Genomic DNA, 23117 nt, shown 5'->3' with positions numbered 1-23117 from the left:
TCGGAACGGTCCGTGTTCCGCCGGAAAGCAGGGGTAACGCGGATCCCGGCGCGCGACGGCCACCCCGGGACGAGACAATTGAGGTATGAGTTCGCACCCCCGGCCCGCGCTCGCCGTCATCGGCGGCAGCGGCTTCTACGATTTCTTCGACAACGAGGCGACCATCGTCGAGGTCGACACCCCCTATGGTGCACCGAGCGCGGGCATCGCCGTCGGAGAGGTGGAGGGGCGGCCGGTGGCGTTCCTGCCGCGCCACGGCAAGAACCACGAATTCGCGCCGCACACCTTGCCCTACCGGGCCAATCTGTGGGCCCTGCGTTCGCTGGGCGTGCGCCGTATCTTCGCGCCTTGTGCCGTCGGCAGCCTGCGGGCGGACTGGGGCCCCGGCACGGTCGCTGTGCCCGATCAGCTGGTCGACCGGACCTCCGGTCGGCCGCAGACCTACTTCGACGGCGGCGGCATCCACGTGTCCTTCGCCGACCCGTACTGCGAGGAACTGCGGGCCGCGGCCATCAAGGCCGAGTCCGACGAACTGCACATGATGCACGCGGCCACGATGGTCGTGGTCGAGGGACCGCGCTTCTCCACCCGCGCCGAGAGCCGGTGGTTCGCCGCCCAGGGCTGGGAGCTGGTGAACATGACCGGCCACCCGGAGGCGGTGCTCGCCCGCGAACTCGAGATGTGCTACGCCGCCGTCGCCCTCGTCACCGATCTGGACGCCGGTCTGGAGGAGGGCGAGGGAGTGCGCGCCGTCGACGTCTTCGCCGAGTTCAAGCGAAACCTCGTGCCCTTCAAGGAACTCGTCCGTCGCGCGGTGGCCGCGGTGGACGGCACCGACACTTGCGACCGGTGCCGTGTTCACGCGGACGTGTCGCTGCCGTTCGAATTGCCTTGAGTCCGATGCGGGTGCTGGTCATCGGGGCGGCGGGGTTCCTCGGCGGGACCGCCGTGCTGCTCGGTGCCATGGGGCGGGCGCGAGTCGGCCGCTTGATGCTCGCCTCGTCCGTCGCGGTCTACGGCGAAGGCCGCTATCGCGGCGCGCAGAGCGGCCCGTTGCGTGCGCTGCCCGGTACGCCGGTACGTGGTGGCGTGCGGGGCCCGAGTTAGGCTCGCGCGGTGGATACCCCGTTGCGGCTCGAGGTCATCGTGGCCAGTGTGCGTCCGGAGCGGTTCGCGCCGGTGGTCGCGGACTGGTTTCTACGTACCGTGCGCGCCCGTCCCGAATTCGATACCGGCGTGATCGATCTCGCGCATACGCCGTTGCCGGTCGAACTCACCGACAACGAGGAGACCGCGGCCTATCGCGCGCGATTACGGGACGCGGACGCGTTCGTCGTCGTCACTTCGGAGTACAACCACGGTTATCCGGCGTCGCTGAAGACGGCGTTCGACACCGCGAAGCACGAGTGGCGCGCGAAGCCCATCGCATTCGTCTCCTACGGCGGCCTTTCCGGTGGCTTGCGTGCGGTGGAGCAGTTGCGGCAAGTGGTGGCCGAGATCCATATGGTGTCGGTCCGCGAGACGGTCAGTTTCCACCAGGCCAAGAAGCGGTTCGACGAGACAGGCGACACCCGCGACGGGGCCGCCATCGACGCCGCGGAACGAATGTTGCGTCAATTGGCCTGGTGGGCACGTACTTTGCGAGCAGCGCGCACGGCGGACCCGTATCCCGGTTAGCGCTGTCACGCTCGTTTACTGCGGCTGCATCGCGCGCCGACCGCGCGGCTGACCGATGTAGGTCGCCTCGCTCGGGATGGACACCAGCGTCAGGTCGACCTGTGCCGTGCCGGTGCGCAGCACCACGTGGTTGCCGATCGCGCCGGGCTGGTGGATGGCGAGGTCGGGGCGGGCGGCGGGCCAGCCCATCGGATCGCCCGTGACGTAGATGGTGGTGACGCCCGCGTGCGGGGCAGGCGCGAGCACCCCGTCCACCACCGTGGCGGTGAATCCCGCGTCGGACTGATGGGTTTCGATCGCGATGGTCAGGCGTTCCGGATTGCCGATCGTGGTGACCAGGTTCTCCCAGGCCCGTGCCCGGTCGGTGCGGATGAGGATCCGTTCGCCGACCGCGAGCGCCCGGAAAACCAGCTGCTGCGCCAGGTACAGCTCACCGGCGACATACACCGTGGAGATACCCGCGCCGACGATGCGAGCCGCCACGCCGTTGCCTTCGTCATCGGACCCGATCAGCTGGCCGCAGCCGGAGGAGGGCAGGTGCAGATCGTCGACGATGTCGATCAGGTGCTCGATCATCGGAATGGTGTCGTCCACGCCGGGAACCGCGAGCGGCAGATGGGCCAGCAGCCCGTCACGGTGGCGTCCGTTCATCGAGATCATGCCCGGCAGTTCGGAGCGTTCGGGCAGTTCGCGTGCGGTCAGTCGCCAGGCGGCGCCGACGCTCACCGAGTCGGCGGAACTGCCGGGGCGCAGCCGAACCGCCACCGTCGTGCCGCGTGACGGGGCCACCCAGAGCTGGGCGAGCAGGTCTGATTCGAGTCGCTTGGGATCCAAGGCGCTGCCGATGTTCACGCTGTTGCCGATTTCCGCGTAGCGCCAATTGTGTTCGAGCGTGCGCGGATCGTAGCCGCCGGTGATCTGCAGGACCGCCTTGCGGATCTCGGGCGCGGTGAGGATGCGCGCGTTGCAGTCGGCGTCCTCGAGCGTGCGCATGATGCGCTGGGTGGCGATGGTGACCGCGCGCGACGCGCCTTCGGCTCCGCCGCCGCGCCGGTCGGCGGCCTCCGGGCAGGCCACCGCGTCGAAACCGATCGCCAGCCACACCGTGCGGTGCGCGGTGGCGGGCAGCGGGCCGAGCAGCGATTCGTAGATCTTGCCCGCGGGCGTGCCGGAGCGGCTGCGATGCCCGTGGCTGATGATGTCGATGCCGCTGAGCAGGATGTCGTGCTGGTTCAGGCATTTCGCCAGCTCCGGCAGCGGAAGCAGGTGCGATGCGTGCACCGTGGTGCGGGCGATCCTGGTCAGCCCGCCGGGGGGAGGCAGTACCTCGACCACCGTCACCACGCGGCTGCCGTCCCAGTACAGGCCGAGCGAGCGACCATCGGTGCCGCGGAAATCGACGGTGTCGCCGAGTTCGTAGTCCCGATGCGTGAGATAGCGCCACCAGGTCGCGATCCAATCCAGCACAGTGCGTCCGGCGACCGGAATCAGCGGAATCAGCGCGACGACCACCGCCACGCCGAGCGTGGGAAGCCCCGGCAAACCGGCGAACAATGCGACGACCGCGGCGATCAGCCCGAAGATCTGGGCGATCAGCAGGTTCCGCATCGAGACGCGCCCGAAAAGCGGTCGTGGTCCCGCACCCGCCGGTTCCGCCATCGTCGTCCCCCAAGTACCCGATGTCGGCCGGTTCGCCGCGGCCGAGCTGAACAACAGTCCCCGGGAACTGTACTGTGTTCGGCGAACGCGAGCACTGTTCGGGGGAGGAATAATGGCTTCGAAACCTACCACTCGCTGGCAGGTCAGCGGTTACCGCTTTCTGGTCCGGCGGATGGAGCACGCCTTGGTGCGCAGGGATGTGCGAATGCTGCACGACCCCATGCGTTCCGAGTCCCGCGCGTACGCGGCCGGTCTGATCCTGGCGTGTGTCGCACTGGCCGGATGCGGCGTGCTCGCGTTGCTGCGCCCGCAGGGCAAAGTCGGCGATGACAACAAGATCCTCATCGGCAAGGACTCCGGCGCCGTCTACGCGGTGATCGATGACGTGGTGCACCCGGCTCTCAACCTCGCCTCGGCCCGCCTGGCCGTGGGTGAGGCCGCCAAGCCCGCGACCGTGAAGGAGTCCGAACTCGGGAAGAAGCCGCGCGGCCAATTGATCGGCATTCCAGGCGCTCCCAGCGCGCTGCCCTTCGACAAGGAGGGCAAGGGTCGCGCTTGGACGGTGTGCGACACCCTGCAGCTCGACGGTACCAACAAGGCAACCACCTCGGTGCTCATCGGCGACCTCGAACTCGGCGCCAAGGCTTCGGCGATGGAGCCGGGTAACGCCTTGCTCGTCAAGGGCAAGGACGCGACTTACCTCGTCTACGACAACAAGCGCGCCCGCGTCGACATGAACAACAACGCCGTGACCGAGGCTCTCGGCATTCGCAACGTGACACCGCGGCCGATCAGCGAAGGCTTGCTCAACGCGATTCCCGAGGTGCAGCGGATCGAGGTCCCGCACATCGACGATCGTGGCGCGCAGCCGAGATACAACATCGGTGATCATCGGATCGGCGAGGTGGCGCAGGATGCCGCGACGAAGCAGTACTTCGTGGTGCTGCAGGATGGCAGGCAGGAAATCGCGCAGCTGACGGCCAACATCATTCTCAACTCCGACCCGGCGGCGGGCCGGAATCCCACGATCATCCCGTACGAGAAGACCTACTCGCCCATATCGACGACGCTGCCGGTGAAGGATTACCCGGCCACCGCGCCCTCGCTCATGCAGAGCAAGGATCGGCCGGTCAGTTGTCTTTCGTGGAAGCCGATCGCCGCCGCGGAGGGCAGCGGTGGCAATCATGCCGCGCTGTCGCTGATCACCGGCGTGGGTCTGCCGATGAGGGATGACGCTCGCCTGGTGCCGCTGGCCCAAGCCGACGGTGACGGACCCAACGTGGACTCGGTGTACTTCAAGCCCGGTTCCGGTGCATTCGTCCAGGGCACCGGCATCGAGCCGGACAGCCAGCGTAAGGACAGCGTGTTCTATGTCGCCGATACCGGCGTCCGCTACGGCATCAGGGATGCCGAGGCAGTCAAAGCGCTCGGCATGAGTACGGAGTCCGGAGTGCGACAACCGGAACCGGCTCCATGGCCGATCGTCGGGCTGCTTGCCTCCGGGCCGACGCTCAGCCGCCAAGAAGCGATGGTGGCCCACGACGGCGTCGCGCCGGACGCAAATCCGGCTAAAGCGCTTGTGAAGAACCAAAATTGAGTTGAATCCGCCCCAATCGGCTGTTTGTGGCGCGTCGCCGCGCTCATGGAGCCCGCACACGGCCAGTAACTCCGCGGCGTCGCCTCGTCTTCAAGATCAGTGGCACATGACGGTGACTTGTTGTCGCGAAACAGCACAGCCATGTGCCGTTGATCATGGTTCTCTCAGGTCTTGACTCACTGGTCGTCGCGGACGCCGAATCTGCGGCGGATCGGGAACGAGGCGAGCAGGCCCAAGATCAGCAATGCCGCGACGCCGCCGCTGCCGATCAGCGCCACATCCCGGGCGCGATTGTCGGGTGGTGGGGCCGGTGATGGGACCTGCAAGCGCACGCTCAGGGCGTCGGCCGGTCGTTTCGGCGGAAGTGTTCGCGGGATTTCGGCGGTGAGGGCGGCTATCGGATCTATCGCGCCGTAGCCGACGGAGGGATTCCAGCCTTCACCCGGCGCGTGCGCCGTCGCCTCGATGCGTTTGATCACGTCGAGGGCTCTGAGCTCGGGGAAACGAGCGCGGACCAGGGCGACAACTCCGGAAACATACGGCGCGGCGAAGCTCGTCCCCTTGAGTGGAGAGAGACTCTGGTTGATGTATTTTCCCGTTATGGTCCCGGTTCCGCGCGGATCCAGCGAGACGATGTCCTCACCCGGTGCCGCCACGCCGACCCAGGGACCTGGCACGGTGAAACTCGACGGTAGGCCGTTCTGGTCGACCGAACCAACGGACAGGACGTAATCGTCGTAGCGCGCGGGCGTGACGTTGGTGGTTACGTTGTTCCATGGATCCCCGGTTGGATTCAGCGGATCGATCCCGGGATTGCTCGCAGCGCATTTATCGTCGGTATTGCCGGCCGCGGCCACCACGACGGCGTCCATTTCCAGTGTGGCGTACCGCACGGCCGCGCCGACCGCTCCGTCGCCGAAGCTCACGCCGCTGGGCATGCAGGAGACGAGCGAAATGTTGATGACCGAAGCGTGCCGGTCGGCGGCGCGCCGGATCGCGGCAGCGAGCGCATTGACGTTGCCGTACCCCTTGGGCGGATCTTCCGGCTTTCTATCCTGCCGGTTCGCGTAGTCGTACAGCGCGCTGGTCTGGCGAATCGACAGGATCCGCGCTTCAGGTGCCACCCCCGAGAATCCCTGTCCCGCCCGTGGCTTCGCAGCGATGATGCCGGCGACGACGGTGCCGTGCGCATCGCAGTCCTCGCTGACCCCGTCGCCGCCGTCGGCCACGAAGTCGCCACCCGCCTCGAGATCGGGCAGGCGGGGATGACGAGCGACGCCGGTGTCGATCACCGCGACGAGTTGGCCTTCGCCTCGGGAGAACTCCCATGCGTGCGCCAGGTCGAGGGAGCGCTGTGGAGCGGGAGGGGTGGGGCCGTCGCCGCCCTGCTGGGTCGAGTAGCAGGGCGTGTTGCCCGGCCGCTCGGTCTTGTCCATCGGCCGTGCGGGATCCCCTGCGGGCAATTGGCCGGGATCCACCGGCGGCGGACGGTCGGCGTAGGCGATGCCTTGGCTCGCACCCACTCCGATCGACATGCTCAAAGAGAGCACCGCTGCGGCCGCACCGGTGCGCAGCGCCCGGTTCACAGCCCGCGAACGATGGCGTAGAGGTCCGCTACCCAGAAGACCAATGGCAGCACCGCGGCGACGAACGTGTACTCGAGCAGTTCGACGCCGCGGCGCATCGGTGGGGTGGCCGACTGGTTCGGGATGATGATGCCGAGGATGAGCGCCGCGATCAGGACCACCATCGCCGCGCCGAACACGGCAAGCGGCTGGTGCATCGCGAAACCCGCGCCGATCAACATGATCAGTACGATGCACGCGCCACCGGAGATGAGCACGACGGCCTGTTCCGCGCCCGCGTAGGTGCGGCTGCGGAACATCAGCACCACGGCGCAGACCAGGGCGAGCGCGATGCCCGGCCAGTACGGGTCGTCGGACGCCGGGTCGGTGGCGCCGAGTGCGCCGACGACGGTGACCAGCGTGGTCGCCGCGACCAGGCCCGCGAGGTACATGCGGGCGCGTTCCGACTTCACCCGCAGCACTTCCATGGTCGGCAGCGCGCGATGATCGTCCGGGTCGTCCTCGGTCGGATCGATGGGAGTGCCCGGCGAAGGCACCGGTGGCAGCGGTAATTTCGCCAACAGCATGGAGACTCGCGGGGCCAGGGACAGGCCGCCGAGCCCGAGCGCCGCCGCGCCGGCGCCGATCGCCCGCTCCGGCTGGTCGGTGAGCAGGCCGACCAGCGCCGCGGGCACCGCGTAGGTGGCGAGCGCGGCCGCGCCGATGAACAACGCGAGCCCGACGCCGGTGACCCGCCACGCCAGAATCGCCTTCGCCCCGGCCAGGACCGATCCGAGCAGGATGTGCGCCCAGCCGTAATCGTCCGGCACGTAGAGCATTCCCGCGCTGAAGGCAGCGGGCAGCGCGCAGCCGCCGAGCACCAGCGCGGTGCCGTTGTCGCCGTACATCCTGCTCAGCACCATCGCGGTGACGACGAGCAGGATCGCGACCACCAGCGCGATCGAACCGCCGACCCCGATCGGCAGCGAGCCGGGGGACAGCAGCAGCCCGAGACAGCCGACCATCATGGTGAGCGCCGCGAGCACCGAGCCGGTGATCCGCGCGACCCGAGGGGTCCAGCTGCGGTAATGGTCGGCGTCGGCGATCGCGACGTTGTACATGATGTCGTCGAACAGCGGTGTCGGCGCGGTGTGCGAAGCGCTCTCCAGCATCAGCAGTTCGCCGTCGCGGACGCCGTGCTCGCCGAGGCTGAGCGAGTTGGAGAACGGCGGATGGCCGATCCGGGCGAGCACCCACTCCGCGGGCTCGTAACGCTCACCCTCGTTGTCGAAGTCGTTGGAGCGGCTGTGCTGGGCGACCATGTCGACCACGCTCGGAATCACCAGCGCGACCGGCACGTCGACCGGTATGGCCATGTCGACCTGAGTGTGCTTGGCCAGAATCGTCACCCGGGCGAGGTCGGGGGCGCGGACGATCCCGCGCGAGGATTCTTCGTCGATGTGGTCAAGTCGCGCGTGCGTCAAGCTTCCCCCAACTCGGTCTTCTACCTCGTGATTCCACGACTCGGCGGGCCGGGGGCGAGCTTGCGAACCCTCGGTCCGGGCAGCAGAATGCTGGTCGAACTGTACGACATGTCGGCTGTGACCTCTACACTGAGGCCGAATCACAGCTGGCCGAAGGGGGAATCTCGTCGATGAGCACTGTCCGCTTCCAGCGCCGTGCGCGCCGCGAGATGCCCAGGACGCCCGGCGGCGAGGTCACGCTGCAACCCCCGCCCGAAATCCCCCGGGTCACACCGGGAAACCTCGTCCTGAAGCTCATGCCCGCTGTGATGGTGATCGGCATGGTCGGCATGATGGCCTTGATGTTCACCCAGGGCGGCGGCATCGCCTCCAACCCGATGAGCATGATGTTCCCGCTCATGATGGTGTTCTCGATGGTCGGTATGTTCGCGGGCCAGGGCGGGGGCAAGGGGCAGAAGGCCGCCGAGGCCAACGAGGATCGCAAGGACTACCTGCGCTACCTCGACCAGGTGCGCAAGGACGTCGACGAGACCGCCGCTCAGCAGCGCGCTTCCGTCGAATGGAGCCACCCGGAGCCGGAACTGGTCTGGATGCTCGCGGGCACCAGCCGCATGTGGGAGCGTCGCGCGGGGGACAAGGACTTCTGCCACGCGCGTATCGGTCTCGGCGGTCAGCGCCTGGCCACCAGGCTGGTCGCTCCGGAGACCGGTCCGGTCGAGGAGCTCGAACCGATCGCCGCGGTCTCGCTGCGCCGCTTCGTGCGCGCCCATTCGACCGTGCCCGATCTGCCGACCGCCATCGCGGTCAAGGGCTTCGCCACCATCGCGCTGGACGGCGACCGCGGCCAGGCGCGCGACATGACCCGCGCGATGCTGGTGCAGCTGTGCATGTTCCAGGCTCCCGACCAGGTGCTCGTCGCGGTCGTCTGCGGGCCGGACACCGCGCCGGAGTGGGAGTGGACCAAGTGGCTGCCGCACACCCAGCACCCCGACGCGCAGGACGGCATCGGTACCCAGCGCATGTTCTACGGCTCGATCCGGGAGGCGATGGCGGGGTTGCATCCGTTGCTCGGCAACCGGGTCCGGTACTCGCGCAACCAGCCCGCCAACGCGAACATGGTGCATATCGTCATCGTGGTCGACGGCGGTCTGCTCGAGGCCGAGGACGATCAGTTGCGCGAATCCGGCTACGAGGGCGTCACCATCATCGACCTGTGCGGCTACGCGCCGCGCCTGGCGGTGTCGCGTGGCATCAAGATGATCGTCGAGAACGGCGAGTGCGTCGGCCGCGGCGCGACCGGCAATCAGGAGCGGTTCGCGTTGATCGACCGGATCAGTCCCGAGCAGGCGCAGCAGGTGGCGCGCAGGCTGGCCCCGTACCGTGCCGCCACGCAGCGCAGCAGCGACGTGGAAACCGATGACGCCGACGCGATCTCGACGTGGGCGCAGCTGATGGGCCTCGGGGACATCGGCTCTTTCAACCCGGAGCACGCGTGGCGGCCGCGCTACGGACGGGAGCGCCTGCGCGTCCCGTTCGGTGTGGGCGCCGATGGCCTTCCGGTGGAACTGGACATCAAGGAGGCCGCCGAGAACGGCATGGGCCCGCACGGTCTGTGCATCGGCGCCACCGGTTCCGGTAAGTCGGAGTTCCTGCGCACCCTCGTGCTCAGCTTGCTGGCCACGCACTCGCCCGACCAGCTGAACTTGGTGCTGGTCGACTTCAAAGGCGGCGCGACGTTCCTCGGTTTGGAGGGCGTTCCGCACGTCGCCGCCGTCATCACCAACTTGGAGGAAGAGGCCGATCTCGTCGACCGCATGAAGGACGCCCTGGCCGGTGAGATGAACCGCCGCCAGGAAGTGCTGCGGGCGGCGGGCAACTTCGCCAACGTCTTGGAGTACGAAAAGGCCAGGGCCGCGGGCGCCGACCTGGATCCGCTGCCCGCCCTGTTCGTAGTGCTCGACGAGTTCTCCGAGCTGCTCACTCAGCACCCGGATTTCGCGGAACTGTTCGTCATGATCGGCCGCCTCGGCCGCTCGCTGCACGTGCACCTGCTGCTCGCCTCGCAGCGACTGGAGGAAGGCAAGCTCAAGGGCCTGGAATCTCACCTGTCCTACCGGATCGGCCTGAAGACCTTCTCCGCCAACGAATCTCGCCAGGTGCTCGGTGTGCCGGACGCCTACAACCTGCCGAACAATCCCGGTGGCGGCTATCTGAAGGCCGACTCCGGAGAGATCCAGCGCTTCCAGGCTTCCTATGTCTCCGGCGCGTATGTCGGCGGCGGCTCGCAGCGCGACATGACCGTTGCCACGCAGTCCGGTGAAATCGATGTCAGGGCACGGGCGTTCACCGCTACCCATGTCGACTTCCGGGCAGCGGACCGCGTTCCGCTGCCACCCGAACCGAGCCTGGAACCGGAACAGGACGAGGACGGCGAGCAGCTGTCCAACCTGAACATGCTGGTCGCCCGGATCCGCGGCCACGGCCGCCCGGCGCACGAGATCTGGCTGCCGCCGCTGGACGAGGCGCCGACGCTCGACCAGCTCGTCCCGCGCTCCATTCTCACCGGCGAATACTCCCCGGTGTCCACGCTGCGTGCCCCGATCGGCATCGTCGACCGCCCGTACGACCAGCGTCGCGACCCGATGGTCATCGACCTGTCCGGCGCCCGCGGCAATGTCGCCATCGTCGGTGGCCCGCAGTCCGGCAAGTCGACGGCGTTGCGCACACTCATCATGGCGATGTCGTTGACGCACACCGCCGAACAGGTGCAGTTCTACTGTCTCGACTTCGGTGGCGGCACTCTGGCGAGCCTGCAAGGGCTGCCGCACGTCGGCTCGGTGGCCAGCCGGTTGGACGAGGACCAGGTCCGCCGCACCATCGCGGAGATGACCACCATCGTCCGGCAGCGCGAGGCGCGCTTCCGCCAGCTCGGCATCGAATCGATGACCGATTTCCGCAGGCTGCGCGCGATGGACCCGGCCGGTAGCCCGGGCGCCGCTGGCGCGCACGAGGATCCGTTCGGTGACGTCTTCCTGGTTGTCGACGGTTTCAGCTCGATCCGCCAGGACTTCGAGATGCTCGAGCAGACCATCATGAACCTCGCCGTGCAGGGTCTGTCCTACGGTGTGCACGTGGTCATCGCGCTGAACCGCTGGGCGGAGGCGCGGCCCGCGCTCAAGGATCAGATCGGCACCAGGATCGAGTTGCGTCTCGGTGATCCGATGGACTCCGATCTGGGCCGCAAGTTCGCCTCACTGGTTCCGCAGGGGCGGCCGGGCCGCGGTATGACCCCGGAGTGCCTGCACATGCTGACCGGCTTGCCCCGCATCGACGGCAGCTCCGACCCGACCGACCTCACCCAGGCCGTCGCGGACGCGGTCGCCGCCATCGCCAGGCTGACGCCGGGCCGGCACGCGCCGCAGGTTCGCATGCTGCCCGAACAGCTCCCGCGCGAGCAGCTGCTGTATCTGGCGGGCGATTGGCCCGCCCAGGTCGACCCGAACGCGAAGTGCCTGCGAATCCCATTCGGTATCAACGAGTCCGAGCTCGCGCCGGTCTACATCGACTTCGTGGAGAGCCCGCACTTCATCATCATCGGCGACACCGAATCGGGAAAGACGACGCTGCTGCGTTCGCTGATCGAGGGTATCGCCGCGTCCAACACCCCCGATCAGGCTCGTTTCATCATCGGCGATTACCGACGCGGCATGCTCGGATTGGTTCCGGAGGGCTATCTCGCGGGCTATGGCTCCACGGCGCCGCAGTTCACCCAGAACATGAACGACCTGGCCGCCTATGTCGGCAAGCGCACGCCGGGCTCGGACGTCACGCCGCAGCAGTTGCGGGAGCGTTCGTGGTGGAGCGGGCCGGAGTTGTACGTCATCATCGACGATTACGATCTGGTCGCCACCTCCGCGGGCAACCCGGTCCAAGCGCTGCTCGAACATCTGCCACACGCCCGAGACCTCGGGTTCCACGTGATCATCGCCCGGCGCTCGGGTGGTGCGAGCAGGGCGATGTTCGAGGCGACGTTGGCTCGAATGCGTGATCTGGGCTCGGCGGGCCTGATTCTGAGCTGCAGCAAGGACGAGGGCGTCCTGATGGGCACCAAGCGACCTAGCCCGATGCCGCCGGGCCGAGGCACCTACGTCACCCGTAATGTCGAGGGCCTGGTCCAGACGGCGTGGATGCCGTTGCCCTGATGTCCGAGGTCGAGATCGTCGTCACCGAGGCGCGTATCTGGGCGCGTGGCGCCGACAAGCACTGGGACGCGCCGCCGTCGGTGGTCTTGGGCAGCAACGGCTTCGATCTCATCGTGGGGCAATCGCTGAGTCCGCCTACCCACGTCGGTTCGGTGGTGCAATTCGTGCCCGCCGATGCCATAGCTTTGCCACCCCGCACACCCTCGGTGGTGGACGCGATGAGCGCCGTTTTCGCGAGTGTGCTCGAGCATCTTCGTGTCGCGACCCCGTGTGCCCGGATGACGTTGGTCTGCCCGACCGAATGGGGCGCGCCCCGTCGCGGCGTGCTTGCTCAGGCGGCGCGCCGCGTGGCCTCGGATGTCGTGTTCGAGGACATCGCGGTCCGTTCGGTCGCGTCGGACGAGGGCACCAGCCACAGTCGGCGAACGCTGGTACTGGAGTTCGGCACGCTGGCCACCACGGCGTCGGCGGTCATCCGAAGCCATCGCGGCGTGCATATCGAATCCTGTGAGCACGAGCCGACGCTCGCGTTGGCCGAGATCGAGAGCGGATCCGCGGGCTTCGCCGCTCTGTGCAGCCTGATCACTCGGTTGCTCGACAGCGGCCCGATCGACCTCGTGCAAGTGGCGGCTATCAGTGATACCGGAAAACTGGACTCGCTCCGTGCGGCGGTCCAGCAGTCCACAGGTGCCGATGTCGAGCTGCGTGCGGTCGGCGGTCCCGATCTCGTCCGTAGGCGGCGGACCGAGGAACGCGAAGTCCACGCCGCGCAGACACAGTGGATGCGACCGCTCCGCGAGCGCGCCGCGACACGACAGCCTCGACATGGCGCCGCGCGTATCGCGGTCGCCGCGATCGCGGCCGTGGTGGTCGTCGCGTTGACGATCGTCGGTGCGGTTGTCTGGTCCGGTCGCCGCGGCGAAGAGACGGTAGCGGCGCCCAGCACGGAAGCGGTGTCGCCGATCGCCGCACCGCCGCCGGTCGGCCCGCCGGCCGAGGCGGCACCGGAGGCCTTCGGCCGAATCCGATTCCGTGTCCCTCCCGGCTGGCGGATTGCCCAGTCGCCTGACACGGGGCGTGCTCGTGTCGATTTGGTGCCCGACGCGGCTGCGCGGCAACGGATTACGGTAATGCAGGTACCGCTGACCGCGTCGTCCAGTTACGCGCAGGTCGCGGCGAAGTTGGAAGCGCAGATCGCGCAGCGCCCGCCAGGGGTACTGACCGACTTGCAGCAGGATGTGATGTTCGGTGGCCGTTCCGGTTTGGCCTACCTGGAACATCCCGGAGACGGATCAACCGTTCGCTGGCATGTTCTGTTGGAGTTCGGAATTCAGCTGAGCATCGGATGCCAGTACGCAGGAGACGAATGGGGGCAGTTGGAAGCCCCGTGCTCGCATTTCGGGGATACGGTCCGCGTCGTGCCGTGATGGGCGCGGGCACGTATACCTAGCCGACTCCGCTGCGGCGCAGAACGATTCGAGCCCCCGGCACCGAAGTACCGGGGGCTCGAATCAGCCGAGACGGGATCTCAGAAGAGGCCCGCCAGCGCGGTGTCGGTGCCCTGCAGGTCCGAGTTGCCACTGCTGACCAGCTTGCCCGCGCTTTCCAGCGTGGTGTTCAGCTGGGTGACCTGCGTGTTCCACTGGGCCTGCAGCGAGGCGAACGCGTCGTTCGCGTCACCCTTCCAGTAGTTGGTCACGAAGTCGGTGACCTGCTTGTGGAAATCTTCGAGCATGGTCATGACGCTGCGCGCTTCGGACACGATGGCCTGGGCGCCCGCCTCGACCTCGCCGAAGTTCGAAGCAATCCGACCGGGATCGTTCGCTACCATGGGGAGCTCCTTGTTGTCTGTGGTTCGGCTATCGGATCAGGGAAGGTCCAGGCTGGAGGCCTGCGCGGCCACCTGCTGGGCGAACTGCTGGTCCTGATCGGCGAACTTCCGTCCGGCGTGGGCGAGCTTGTCCGACGTCTGGTCCAGCTGGTCGTTCAGCTTCCGCGCCTGGGCGAAGTAGCTGTCCATGAACGTGTCGAACGCCTGACGAGCCGCACCGCTCCAGGTGGCGGTGGTCTGATCCGACTTGCTGTTCAGTGCGGTGATCGCGGTTTGCAGATCCTGGTGCCGCTGCCGGCAGTTGTCCACAAACTTCGAGATCGCCTCTTCGCTCGCTTCGAGCTGTCCTGCCATTTCGGCTCCTTTCGGTTCCCGTCTCGGCCAACGGCGGAAGCCTCAGTTGGCCTGTACATCTGATTGGACGCGGTGCGGGTCTGATCGGTTCCATCCGACTCGAGAAAGTTCGGCATCGCCCCACGGGATCAGGGCCCTGCGCCCCTCAGCCCGGCTCGTCCGTAGTTTTCGGCGGCCGCGCACGGGCCTGCTCGGAAGACCGCGATGCGATCCGGGTCTGCATGACTTGTAACGCCAGCGCTCGGCTCCCCTCCTTCCCCCTGCTCGCTGCTGTAATGATCGGCGAGTGGGCTGGCTGCGGTACACCTTACCGAACGCCTAAGTCCGCCGCTACCAGCAGATTGACGAAAGCCGGTGGTCTCGCGAACCGAAAACCGCACTGAGCCTTGAATTCAGCGGACGCGACCGAATCACTTCACGCGATTGCGCAGCACCGGCACCAGACGGTCGAGCAACGTCTGCTGGGACGACTCGCTCCAGTCGCGGACCGCGGCGACGGCCGCGGGATCGTCCAGCGGAATCACCGTGGCACGGGTGCCCGCCACTTGGTACGGAAGGCCGAGCAGGCCACCGCCGCCCGCCTTTTCGTCGCTGCGCACGGCCAGCACGTAGCCGTCCGCCGCTACTTCCAGCCGGTTGGTTCCGGTCAGTTCGCGAGGCGATGCCTCGTCGCCCGCGCGCCGGTAGTTGAGGTTGTAGACGAATCCGAGATTTTGCAGGAACTCGGTTTGCGGGGTGCCGCCGAGGAAGATCGAGACCTGCGAGCCGCGCGGCACGTCGACCATCGTGATCGTCTTGCCCCGGAATACCGGGTTGTCCGCTCGCGCGCGGTCCAGCGGCGACAGCGCTGCCGTGCTGCTCGGCGAGGCGACAGCGGGATCGGGTACTTGCCCTTCGCGATTCGATGCCCAAATACCGATCCCCGCGGCGAGTGCGACGGTCACCACGCCCGCGGCCGCCGCGAGCAGCCAGTTCTTGCGCGCGGGTCGCGCGGCGGCGCTCCCTTGACCGGAGACGGCTACTCGGGGGTCGGTCCCCGGCCGCGGATCGAAGACCTGGATGGGATAGGTCGGGGAGGTGTTGGTGGCGACGGGATTGTAGCCGGGAATGAGGGCGCTCGCCGCCGCATCGGTGAATTCCCGGCAGCTGTTGAACCTTTCGGCCGGGTTCTTCGCCATGGCGCGGGCGAAAACGTGGTCGATGGCGGGCGGCAGGCCGGGGTTGACGGCGGTGGCCAGCGGCGGGGGCTCGTGAAGATGCCCCATCATCACCAGCGCGGGTTGCGTTCCCGGGTAAGGGTTGCGCGCGGTGAGCAATTTGAAGAATGAGCACGCGAGGCTGTAGACGTCGGCGCGGTGGTCGAGCGGGCTGCCGGTGAGCTGCTCGGGTGGGGCGTAGGCGATGGTCGCGACGAAACTACCGGTCTGCGTGAGTTCGGTGGTGTCGTCATTGGCTTTCGCCACGCCGAAATCGGTGAGCAGCACGCGCTCTTCCTCGCCGTCGACAGGTGCGGACAGCAGGAAATTCGCCGGTTTCACATCGCGGTGCAGCAAGCCCTTGCGGTGCGCGTAGTCGAGACCTTTGCCGACTTCGGTCGTGATACGGAGTGCGCGAAGCGGATTCATCGCATGCGGGTCTCGGGCCAGTTCGGCGGCGGCATCGGTGCCGTCCACGAATTGCATGGCGATCCACAACTGGCCGTGTTCTTCACCGCGGTTGTAGACCGAGACGATGTTCGGATGATCCAGTCCGGCGGCGAGATTGGCTTCGCGCTCGAAGCGGGTACGGAACTCGTAGTCGCGGCTGAGTTCGCCGCCGAGCACCTTCAGCGCGTCGGTCCTGGGCAGGCTGGGATGTTTGGCCAGATACACCGTGCCCATGCCGCCCGCGCCGAGCACCCGCATGATGCGGTACCCGCCGACGATGGTCCCGGGGCTCATCGCCATGTGCACGATCTCCTGACTCCACGCGGGCCGCTGGCGTTCGCCACGCAGCATACTCGACCGAATTCGCGACGAAAGTGCGGCATTATCGGCTGTTCGCGAAAACGGAATACTGTGCGGCGGCGCGCTGTTGCGCGTCCAGCAGTTGATTCGCCGCGACGAATCCGACGTATTCCTTATACGCGACGACGCAGGTGAATCGCCTGTCGTCGAAAAGTCCGCTCCGGTTCTCCACGCACGCCGAATCGGGCAGGTGCTGCGGGGGATCGGCCGGACCCGCGACCACTGTGGGGGTGATACGTTCCGCGGCTATCCGCCGGGCCGTTTCCTGGTTCGGTGTGCGGATCACCAATGTGTCTCCGGAGATGGCGAATTTCTCGGCCCCCATCGCCGTGAAACGTTGTTTCGCGTACTCGAGGTCTTCGGCGTATTGCATGATTCCGCGCAGGCCGAACAAGGCGTGTGAATCGTCGTAGCTGGGCGATCGGACCCCGGCCGGATTCAGGGTGCGGCTCAGCAGATGATCGGGATCCCAGGGCAACCGCAGCATCTCCTCCTCGGTCAGCGGAGCCAGCTGATCGAGCAGCGGAAGCTGAACGTCGTACGCCTTTTCCGCGAGAGTGACAAGGGCGTTGCGGTCGGGAGCGTTGGCCGAGACGAGGAACGCCACCACGTAGGAGCCGTGCGCGAGCATCGCGCGCAGGAAGGGCGAGCCGGGGCGCCAGTGCGCTCGCGCCTGCGGTTGCCGCGGCAGCGTGACCGGCTCGTTCTGGTCGCGGTAGGCGCCGAGATCGGCGTCGTAGAACTCGTTCGCGGCCTGACGGGCGCGGTCCGGGTCGGGAAACTGCATGACGATCGTGCCGATCGTGGTGGAATTGGGCCGGGGCTTGGCCGGCCACCCGGAGGCGATCAGGCTGACATTCTGATCCGAGCCGTTGGTGTGGAACCCGTACATCATGCGGTTCCGTTCCGCGATCGGTCGCATGTCCTCCTGGCGACCGAGTTCATCGGGCAGCGTTCCCTTGCTGATACTCGACGGCGTCCAGCCGTACTTCATCCTGGGATCGATGTCGTAGGCCGAGGCGACGTGATCGGCCAGCCGCATGGCGGCGACCTTTCCCATGTCGATGAACAGCGGTTGATAGTCGTCGTCGTGCGCGTTCGGCGGCTCGGTGGGGTAGTTGCCGGTGTCGAGACCGCGAATATCGATCTCACCCGGCCGCGCGGTTCCCGCGAGCGTCGAACCACAACCGGTGACGATCGTGGCGGCCAGCGTGCACGCTAGAGCGAGAGCGGCGGTGCGGAATCCTGTCATGCGGCATTCACCAACAATGCGTACTGGGCGGAGATGCGTTGCTGCGCGTCGAGCAGCTGATGCGACCAGGCGAACGCGGCGTAGCGGTCGTAGGACACCGAACAATAGAACCGGACGACGACCGTCTTGTTGCCGATGTACTCCTTGCACTGGGCAGCGGGAAGGCCCTTCGGTGACTCGGCTCCGCGGAATTTCTTCGTGAGTCCGCCGAGTTCCTCGCGTAGTCGTGCGGCCGAGCCGGCGTCGCGCGCGCGGAACAGATGGGTGCCGTCGGCGGCGTACCGATCCACTCCCGCCGCTTCGATGATCCGGCGGTCGTCGGCCGAATCGATGGTGAAGTGCAGCGCGCCGCGCTCGGTGTACGCGCCGGGCGGGTCGATCCAGGAGTCTTCCCTGGGACGCGGCAGCGCCCGGTTCAGCATGCCGTCGATATCGACCGGCGATGTCATCAGTTGGTCGACGGGCGTGGGCGTGAACCGGCCGATCGCCGGGACCACGGTGTCCAGGCTCTTCTCGACCAGGGCGAGCAGTTCGGCGAGGTCGACTTTCTCCAGGTAGACCTTCACATAGTCGTAGACCCAGGTGTAGACGACGAATTTACCCGTGGCGAACCATGATCCGATGGACTGATCCGTGGGTTGCCAATGCGCGTGCGCGGCTGGGTACTTCGCGATCTGGACGGGAGTGTTGCGGTTGTTGGCCTCGAAGTCGACGCGTTCCAGGGCGTCCGCCGCGGCCGCCGCCTTCTGCTCGTCCGGGAAGATCATGACGGCGTTGACCAGGTCGGTGCCCCGGTTGTCCGGCGCATTGCCCGCGTTGCTGAAGAAACCCGCGACGAAATCCGGCGCCGCCTCGGCGAACCGGGAGACATCCATGATCCGCCCGAGCGAGTTCTTCGGCTCGATGAACACCTTGGACAAGGACGGATTCTGGAAGACGAACCCAGGGTCGATGTCCGAGGGCGGCGGGAGGAAGTTCGCGAGCCGCTCCGCCTCGATCATGCGTGCCTGCTCGGGATTCTTCGCTGTTCCGTACGCGCGCGGCGTCGTCGCGTAATTGCCCACGTCGAGCTGCGCCAGATCGACGGGCTGCGCGGACTTGTCCGTTCCGGCCGCCGGGTCGCCGCACGCGCCGCCCCCGAGGGCGACGGCGCAGGCCAGCATCAGGGCACCGGCGGTTCGGATCGGTCTCGACATCGCGCCGTGCTGCACTCTTCCCTCCCCTGACTGCGGTAGTTGCGCCGGATCCTACTTCGGCCCACCCGCGGCCGAGGATCGCGAAAGCGCTGGCCGCTTACCGCCGTCGATCTCAGAAACTGTTCGCCAGCAGCGCGTACTCCGCGGCGACCTTCTGTCGCACGTCCGGTTCCTTATCACTGGTGACGACTCCGACGTACCGCTTGTACGCGACGTAACACCGGTATTTGTACTCCCGGTCCGGGTCGCCCTTGCTGTTGAGTTGCAGGCACTTGGCGCCTGGGACGTCCTTGGGAGCGCCCAGCGGGTCGTAGTGCGCGCCTTCGCTGTCCAACAGGCCGGTGACCAGTTTCTGGGCGGCGGCCGCGTCGCGGGTGCGGGCGACGTAACTGTCGTCGAGCAACCCGATGTGATCGACGCCGGCTTCCTCGACCAGGCGCAGGTGTACCGACTCGTCGTCGGCGCGGTGCACCGTGTGAAAGCCGCCGTAGACGGCGAAGGTCGCCGGATCCGGCACGCGGTTCTTGCGGTCGGCGACCGCGACGCGGGCGAGCAGGCCGTCGGGATCGGCCTTCAGGGTGTCGAGCTTGTTCACCGGGGTCGGGGTGAATTTGTCCAGCTGCGCGACCTGGGCGGCCAAGGTCTTGTCGACCCACTTCACCAGGTCGTCGCCATCCGCCGTCGGACGCTGGATGAACAAGGAGATGACGAATTCCTTGTACGCCATGAACGTGCCGACGTTGGGAACGCCGGGCCGCCAGTGGATGTAGGAGTCGGGATACTTCGTGGACGACAGTTTGCGATTGTCCGGCGAAACGGCGATGTCGACGTCCTCGAGTTCACGGGCGGCGAGCTTCGCGGTGGCCTCGTCGGGGAAGCGGAACAACGCGTTCGTGACCGCGGTGGCCTGCGGCGCCGGATTGGACTGGCCGGCCGGATCGGGACGGTCGGCGCCGCTGGCGGCGTATCCCACGACCAGCTTGCGATTGTCGAAGACCGGCCTGGACACCTTGGCCACGAAGTCGAGCGCCTGCTCGGCGTCCTTGACGACGGTGCTGCCGCGGCCGAATTTCAGCGCGGAGTCGATGCGCACGGTCGGAGCCACGGCGTCGGACATCCGCATGCCTTCCAGCAGCGCGCCTTTGCCCGCCGAATCCTGGTTGTACTCATGCTTGTCGACGAGATAGGTGCCGACTTCCAGCTTGCGCACATCGATCTCACCCGCGGTCGGCGTGCCGTGCACACCCGCGCAACCGGCCAGCACCCCCGCCAGTGCCAGGCAAGACGCGGTGAGCGCGATCCGTTGCGTCCGAACCATCTCAGGCCCCTCGTTCCTCCCGTTGCTGACACTGAAGTTACCCGACGGACGCCGGGTAGGGGGACCGATGGTCGTCGTATTGCAATACCCTTGTCGGTGTGGCGACGACCTTGCACTGCAATCCCGGTGGAGGCCGATACCGGTGATGGATCGGCAGGTCGAGGTCGTCGTCGGCAGCCACGCCGTGGCCAGGGTCGCGGGCGCGGTCGTCGTCGTCGCGCACCGCAGGCCGGGCAGGCCCACCCCGGACTCGACCGCCGTCGTCGCTTTGGAATCACTGGCCGAACTGGTGCGCGACGCGACCGATCGGGAGCCGGGTGGCCCCGGCGCTCTGGTGGCCCGGCACGCGACGCGCTGGCTGATGAAACAGGCCGAGCAGATCAGCCCGGGCGAGCCGATCGACTTCGGCATTCTGTCCACCGCCGAGCACGGGGGCGTGGCGATCTTCTTGCACGGGGCGATCACCGCCGTGCTGGCCGGTGACGGCGTGCTCGAGCGATACCGCGGCAGCGACGCCGCCTTCACGGTGGATCGGGTCGCGGCGGTTCCGGCGCGGGCGGCGGCGCTGTTCGTCGACGACGCGAAGGGCCGCATCCCGGATCTGCCACCCGAGCGCGGCATCGGCAGGCTGGTCGAGGGCATCGCTCAGGCAGGTGGCGCGATCGTCTGGACGGAGGGCTCCCGCAGGGGTCTGCCGACGAACGGCGGAGAGCCCGGTTCCGCTGGCGCGCACGGCCGCCCGGAGACGCCTCCGGTGCCGACGCCGCGCGTCGAACCCGAGCCGTCCGCCGAATCGCGACGGCAGGAGCCGCGACCGCCGCGATACCCGACGGCGCCGTCGACCGCGATGCTCGACGCCCAGACCGAACAGACGCCGATCGACCCGCACCACGCGCCGACGCAGCTGGGCGGCACCAATCCCGCGCCGCGGCCCGACCCGGAGCTGCAGCGTCGGCTCGAGGCGACCGCGAAGGCCACCGCGCTGACCGTCAAGGTGATGGGGTTCAAATGCGCGCGAGCACATCCCAGCGATCCGCGGGCGGCGTTCTGCACCGTCTGCGGTATGCCGGTCGACCAGACCCAAGCGCTGATCGAAGTGGTCCGCCCGCCGCTGGGCATGCTGATCCTCGACGACGGCATGACCTACATGCTCGCCGCGGACGCGGTGATCGGTCGCGATCCGGAGCGCTCGCCCGCCGCGGACAGCGGACTCGTCCCGCTGCGGGTCGACGACGCCTCCGGTGGCATGTCCAGGGCGCACGCCGAAATCCGACTGGTGAACTGGGATGTGACGGTGGTGGACTGCGGTTCGACCAACGGAACCCGCACCCGCCTGCCGGGCTACCGCGACTGGGTGCGCCTGGCGCCGCGCCAGTCCATGGCGCTCGTGCCGGGCACCGAGATCATGCTCGGCAACCGCGTGCTGCGCTTCGAACTGGCCGCGCCGCCGCCGTTCGGCCGCTGAGCCCGCGCTACGAATAGCGCGCGGCGCACACGCTTTCGCCGTTCAGGACGCCGGCGCGGAAGGCCTCGACTCGTGAGAAGCCACTCGGGACGGTCTTGCCCTGGGCGTCGCTCGCGGCCAGGCCATCGGTGAGCAGCCCCGAGACCGCCTCGTCCAGATCGCCTGCGGCGAGTTTGATATCGCCCTGTTCCACCGGCCGCCCGGACTCGGCGAGTTTGCCGGTGACCACTCCGGACAGGCAGGCCGCGCGCAGGCCGGTCTTGGCCCCGACCAGACTCTGACCGCGGCTCTGCTGGACGGCCAAGGTGTATCGGGAGATGAACACGATGTAGCCGTTGTAGTCGCCGGTTACCTTGAGCGGCAGCGGGTCGTCCGCGCCGGACGTCGAGGTACCGCGCTCGGCGAGTCCGGGAATATCGGTGGCGATCGTGTTCGCGGCGGGGCAGTACGACACCGGTTCGGTCACGACGCCGTCGGGGCAATCGATCTTCGCCCGTGAGTAGTCGTATGTCGGCTCGTGGCTGATCGGCAGAATGGCTTCGAGTGCTTTGGTGAGTTCGACCAGGGTCTGTTTCGTGATGGGGTACTCGCCGCGCCCGTTGTCGTCGCTGAAGCTCTGCGGCAGATTGGCGCGGCGCTGGTCGATCTCGTCCTGGTCGATGCCCTTGCATGCCTTGGGACCGTCGGTGAAACCGATCTGCACGGCGGTGACCCGTTCGAACGCGGAGCCGTGCACGCTCTCCGGATCATCCGGGTCGGAGTCGCGGATGGCGACGGTGGCGGCGAGCACGGTGTTGAGGCCGTCGGAGGTGTTGATCGTGAAGTGCTTTGCCTTGCCCTCTGCCACGTGCCGCATGAACGCGCCTGCGAAGCAATCCGCCTGCTGCTCCTTGACGATCACCGGGTCCTTCGCGCCGACGATCTTGGCCATGGTCTGCACCGCGTGCCCGTACTCGTGCGCGAGCACCATCACGACGGACATCTTCCCGAAGGTCTCCTCCATGGTGGGAAGCAGCACCGACCGATCCCAGCCGATGGAATTGTCCAGGCGGCAGAACGCGGCGTTGACCAAGCGGTAGGTGCTCTCCTTACAGAACTCGACCGACTCGGGACGCCCGGCCTTCGCGCTCCAGGACAGCAGCTTCTCGACCGGCTTGAACTCGCCTTGGAACTCCTTGCCGAACTCGCCGCGCCAGAAGGTCTGGATGTCGTCGACGGCGTTGAGCGCCAGGGTGTCCACGGCGCCGCCGTCGCCGTTGGTCGCGGTCAGCGTGCTGTCCGGGACGCCGGTGCGGGGGCCGCTGGGGCCGCTCGTGGTGGGCAGCCCGGCAACCTTGAACGGATCGTCGTAGACGGAGACGGCCCGGCCGTCGACCACTCGAATACAGCCGCCGATCAGCATTGAAAAACTGAGCAGCGTCGCAACCAGCGCGGTCGCTCGGACTCTCGGCAAGGCTCCCCCTAGTCGGCCGCTAGGTCGTTCACGTCGGTCGCCGGATCGGGGCATTTGG

General features: G+C 67.5%; 17 protein-coding genes. 7 read left to right on the top strand and 10 right to left on the bottom strand.

Annotated features, from left to right (window positions below):
* Nucleotides 1-85 precede the first annotated feature (85 nt).
* The 3 genes from ACWEH3_RS02845 to ACWEH3_RS02835 are packed head-to-tail and all read left to right on the top strand — an operon-like array spanning nucleotide 86 to nucleotide 1677.
* Entirely contained in the window at nucleotides 86-895 is an 810-nt protein-coding gene (locus ACWEH3_RS02845) for an S-methyl-5'-thioadenosine phosphorylase (protein WP_379252010.1), read from the top strand.
* Between the two features lie 5 nt (nucleotides 896-900).
* Nucleotides 901-1107, top strand: coding sequence for a hypothetical protein (locus ACWEH3_RS02840; protein WP_450015070.1), 207 nt, complete (start codon nucleotides 901-903; stop codon nucleotides 1105-1107).
* Nucleotides 1108-1116: 9 nt separating this feature from the next.
* On the top strand, nucleotides 1117-1677 hold the full coding sequence (locus tag ACWEH3_RS02835) for an NADPH-dependent FMN reductase (protein WP_450015071.1): 561 nt from the start codon (nucleotides 1117-1119) through the stop codon (nucleotides 1675-1677).
* Nucleotides 1678-1692: 15 nt separating this feature from the next.
* Here the strand turns inward: ACWEH3_RS02835 and eccE are convergent, their stop codons facing one another.
* Nucleotides 1693-3336, bottom strand: coding sequence for a type VII secretion protein EccE (gene eccE / locus ACWEH3_RS02830; RefSeq protein WP_450015072.1), 1644 nt, complete (start codon nucleotides 3334-3336; stop codon nucleotides 1693-1695).
* Nucleotides 3337-3448: 112 nt separating this feature from the next.
* Here eccE and eccB point away from each other — a divergent pair, with 112 nt between their 5' ends.
* Nucleotides 3449-4933: a type VII secretion protein EccB gene (eccB, locus tag ACWEH3_RS02825; RefSeq protein ID WP_450015073.1), complete on the top strand. Its 1485-nt coding sequence runs from the start codon at nucleotides 3449-3451 to the stop codon at nucleotides 4931-4933.
* A gap of 176 nt (nucleotides 4934-5109) precedes the next feature.
* Here eccB and mycP read toward each other — a convergent pair whose 3' ends face one another.
* Nucleotides 5110-6468 carry a type VII secretion-associated serine protease mycosin gene (gene mycP / locus ACWEH3_RS02820; RefSeq protein ID WP_450015074.1) on the bottom strand — a complete coding sequence of 453 codons (1359 nt, stop codon included), beginning with the start codon at nucleotides 6466-6468 and terminating at the stop codon, nucleotides 5110-5112.
* 47 nt (nucleotides 6469-6515) lie between these two features.
* Nucleotides 6516-7982: a type VII secretion integral membrane protein EccD gene (gene eccD, locus ACWEH3_RS02815; RefSeq protein ID WP_450015075.1), complete on the bottom strand. Its 1467-nt coding sequence runs from the start codon at nucleotides 7980-7982 to the stop codon at nucleotides 6516-6518.
* A 170-nt stretch (nucleotides 7983-8152) separates the two neighbouring features.
* Between eccD and eccCa the strand changes: the two genes are divergently transcribed.
* Nucleotides 8153-12184, top strand: coding sequence for a type VII secretion protein EccCa (gene eccCa, locus ACWEH3_RS02810; RefSeq protein ID WP_450015076.1), 4032 nt, complete (start codon nucleotides 8153-8155; stop codon nucleotides 12182-12184).
* Nucleotides 12184-13611, top strand: coding sequence for a type VII secretion-associated protein (locus ACWEH3_RS02805; protein WP_450015077.1), 1428 nt, complete (start codon nucleotides 12184-12186; stop codon nucleotides 13609-13611). Before eccCa ends, ACWEH3_RS02805 begins: the two co-directional genes overlap by 1 nt.
* A 101-nt stretch (nucleotides 13612-13712) precedes the next feature.
* On the opposite strand, the gene ACWEH3_RS02800 is transcribed toward ACWEH3_RS02805, so the two are convergent.
* The 6 genes from ACWEH3_RS02800 to ACWEH3_RS02775 all read right to left on the bottom strand — a co-directional run bounded on the left by ACWEH3_RS02800 (nucleotide 13713) and on the right by ACWEH3_RS02775 (nucleotide 20141).
* On the bottom strand, nucleotides 13713-14015 hold the full coding sequence (locus ACWEH3_RS02800; protein WP_355076245.1) for a WXG100 family type VII secretion target: 303 nt from the start codon (nucleotides 14013-14015) through the stop codon (nucleotides 13713-13715).
* Nucleotides 14016-14051: 36 nt separating this feature from the next.
* Nucleotides 14052-14369 (bottom strand): WXG100 family type VII secretion target, encoded by a 318-nt coding sequence (locus ACWEH3_RS02795; RefSeq protein ID WP_039795679.1) that lies wholly within the window; start codon nucleotides 14367-14369, stop codon nucleotides 14052-14054.
* 410 nt (nucleotides 14370-14779) lie between these two features.
* On the bottom strand, nucleotides 14780-16315 hold the full coding sequence (locus ACWEH3_RS02790; protein ID WP_450015078.1) for a serine/threonine-protein kinase: 1536 nt from the start codon (nucleotides 16313-16315) through the stop codon (nucleotides 14780-14782).
* 82 nt (nucleotides 16316-16397) lie between these two features.
* A complete protein-coding gene (locus tag ACWEH3_RS02785) occupies nucleotides 16398-17627 on the bottom strand; it encodes a DUF7373 family lipoprotein (protein ID WP_450015079.1) in 1230 nt (409 codons plus the stop codon).
* On the bottom strand, nucleotides 17624-18823 hold the full coding sequence (locus ACWEH3_RS02780; protein ID WP_450015080.1) for a DUF7373 family lipoprotein: 1200 nt from the start codon (nucleotides 18821-18823) through the stop codon (nucleotides 17624-17626). The genes ACWEH3_RS02785 and ACWEH3_RS02780 overlap by 4 nt, the downstream gene beginning before the upstream one ends.
* Nucleotides 18824-18935: 112 nt before the next feature.
* Nucleotides 18936-20141, bottom strand: a complete 1206-nt coding sequence (locus ACWEH3_RS02775; RefSeq protein WP_450015081.1) for a DUF7373 family lipoprotein — start codon at nucleotides 20139-20141, stop codon at nucleotides 18936-18938.
* Nucleotides 20142-20286: 145 nt separating this feature from the next.
* On the opposite strand from ACWEH3_RS02775, the gene ACWEH3_RS02770 reads away from it, so the two are divergent.
* Nucleotides 20287-21606 (top strand): FHA domain-containing protein, encoded by a 1320-nt coding sequence (locus ACWEH3_RS02770; protein ID WP_450015123.1) that lies wholly within the window; start codon nucleotides 20287-20289, stop codon nucleotides 21604-21606.
* A 7-nt stretch (nucleotides 21607-21613) separates the two neighbouring features.
* Here the strand turns inward: ACWEH3_RS02770 and ACWEH3_RS02765 are convergent, their stop codons facing one another.
* Entirely contained in the window at nucleotides 21614-23008 is a 1395-nt protein-coding gene (locus ACWEH3_RS02765; protein ID WP_450015082.1) for a metallopeptidase, read from the bottom strand.
* Nucleotides 23009-23117 lie beyond the last annotated feature (109 nt).

This window comes from Nocardia sp. NPDC004718, from assembly GCF_053601535.1.
Note: the sequence above shows the minus strand (reverse complement) of the source record. Positions and strands in the feature narration are given on the sequence as shown.

Excerpts from the sequence above, each read along its gene's own strand:
- ACWEH3_RS02845 (WP_379252010.1), top strand. The coding sequence starts at position 86 with ATGAGTTCGCACCCCCGGCCCGCGCTCGCCGTCATCGGCGGCAGCGGC.
- ACWEH3_RS02840 (WP_450015070.1), top strand. The coding sequence starts at position 901 with ATGCGGGTGCTGGTCATCGGGGCGGCGGGGTTCCTCGGCGGGACCGCC.
- eccE (WP_450015072.1), bottom strand. The coding sequence starts at position 3,336 with ATGGCGGAACCGGCGGGTGCGGGACCACGACCGCTTTTCGGGCGCGTC.
- eccB (WP_450015073.1), top strand. The coding sequence starts at position 3,449 with ATGGCTTCGAAACCTACCACTCGCTGGCAGGTCAGCGGTTACCGCTTT.
- mycP (WP_450015074.1), bottom strand. The coding sequence starts at position 6,468 with ATGTCGATCGGAGTGGGTGCGAGCCAAGGCATCGCCTACGCCGACCGT.
- eccCa (WP_450015076.1), top strand. The coding sequence starts at position 8,153 with ATGAGCACTGTCCGCTTCCAGCGCCGTGCGCGCCGCGAGATGCCCAGG.
- ACWEH3_RS02805 (WP_450015077.1), top strand. The coding sequence starts at position 12,184 with ATGTCCGAGGTCGAGATCGTCGTCACCGAGGCGCGTATCTGGGCGCGT.
- ACWEH3_RS02800 (WP_355076245.1), bottom strand. The coding sequence starts at position 14,015 with ATGGTAGCGAACGATCCCGGTCGGATTGCTTCGAACTTCGGCGAGGTC.
- ACWEH3_RS02795 (WP_039795679.1), bottom strand. The coding sequence starts at position 14,369 with ATGGCAGGACAGCTCGAAGCGAGCGAAGAGGCGATCTCGAAGTTTGTG.
- ACWEH3_RS02790 (WP_450015078.1), bottom strand. The coding sequence starts at position 16,315 with ATGGCGATGAGCCCCGGGACCATCGTCGGCGGGTACCGCATCATGCGG.
- ACWEH3_RS02785 (WP_450015079.1), bottom strand. The coding sequence starts at position 17,627 with ATGACAGGATTCCGCACCGCCGCTCTCGCTCTAGCGTGCACGCTGGCC.
- ACWEH3_RS02780 (WP_450015080.1), bottom strand. The coding sequence starts at position 18,823 with ATGTCGAGACCGATCCGAACCGCCGGTGCCCTGATGCTGGCCTGCGCC.
- ACWEH3_RS02775 (WP_450015081.1), bottom strand. The coding sequence starts at position 20,141 with ATGGTTCGGACGCAACGGATCGCGCTCACCGCGTCTTGCCTGGCACTG.
- ACWEH3_RS02770 (WP_450015123.1), top strand. The coding sequence starts at position 20,287 with ATGGATCGGCAGGTCGAGGTCGTCGTCGGCAGCCACGCCGTGGCCAGG.
- ACWEH3_RS02765 (WP_450015082.1), bottom strand. The coding sequence starts at position 23,008 with ATGCTGATCGGCGGCTGTATTCGAGTGGTCGACGGCCGGGCCGTCTCC.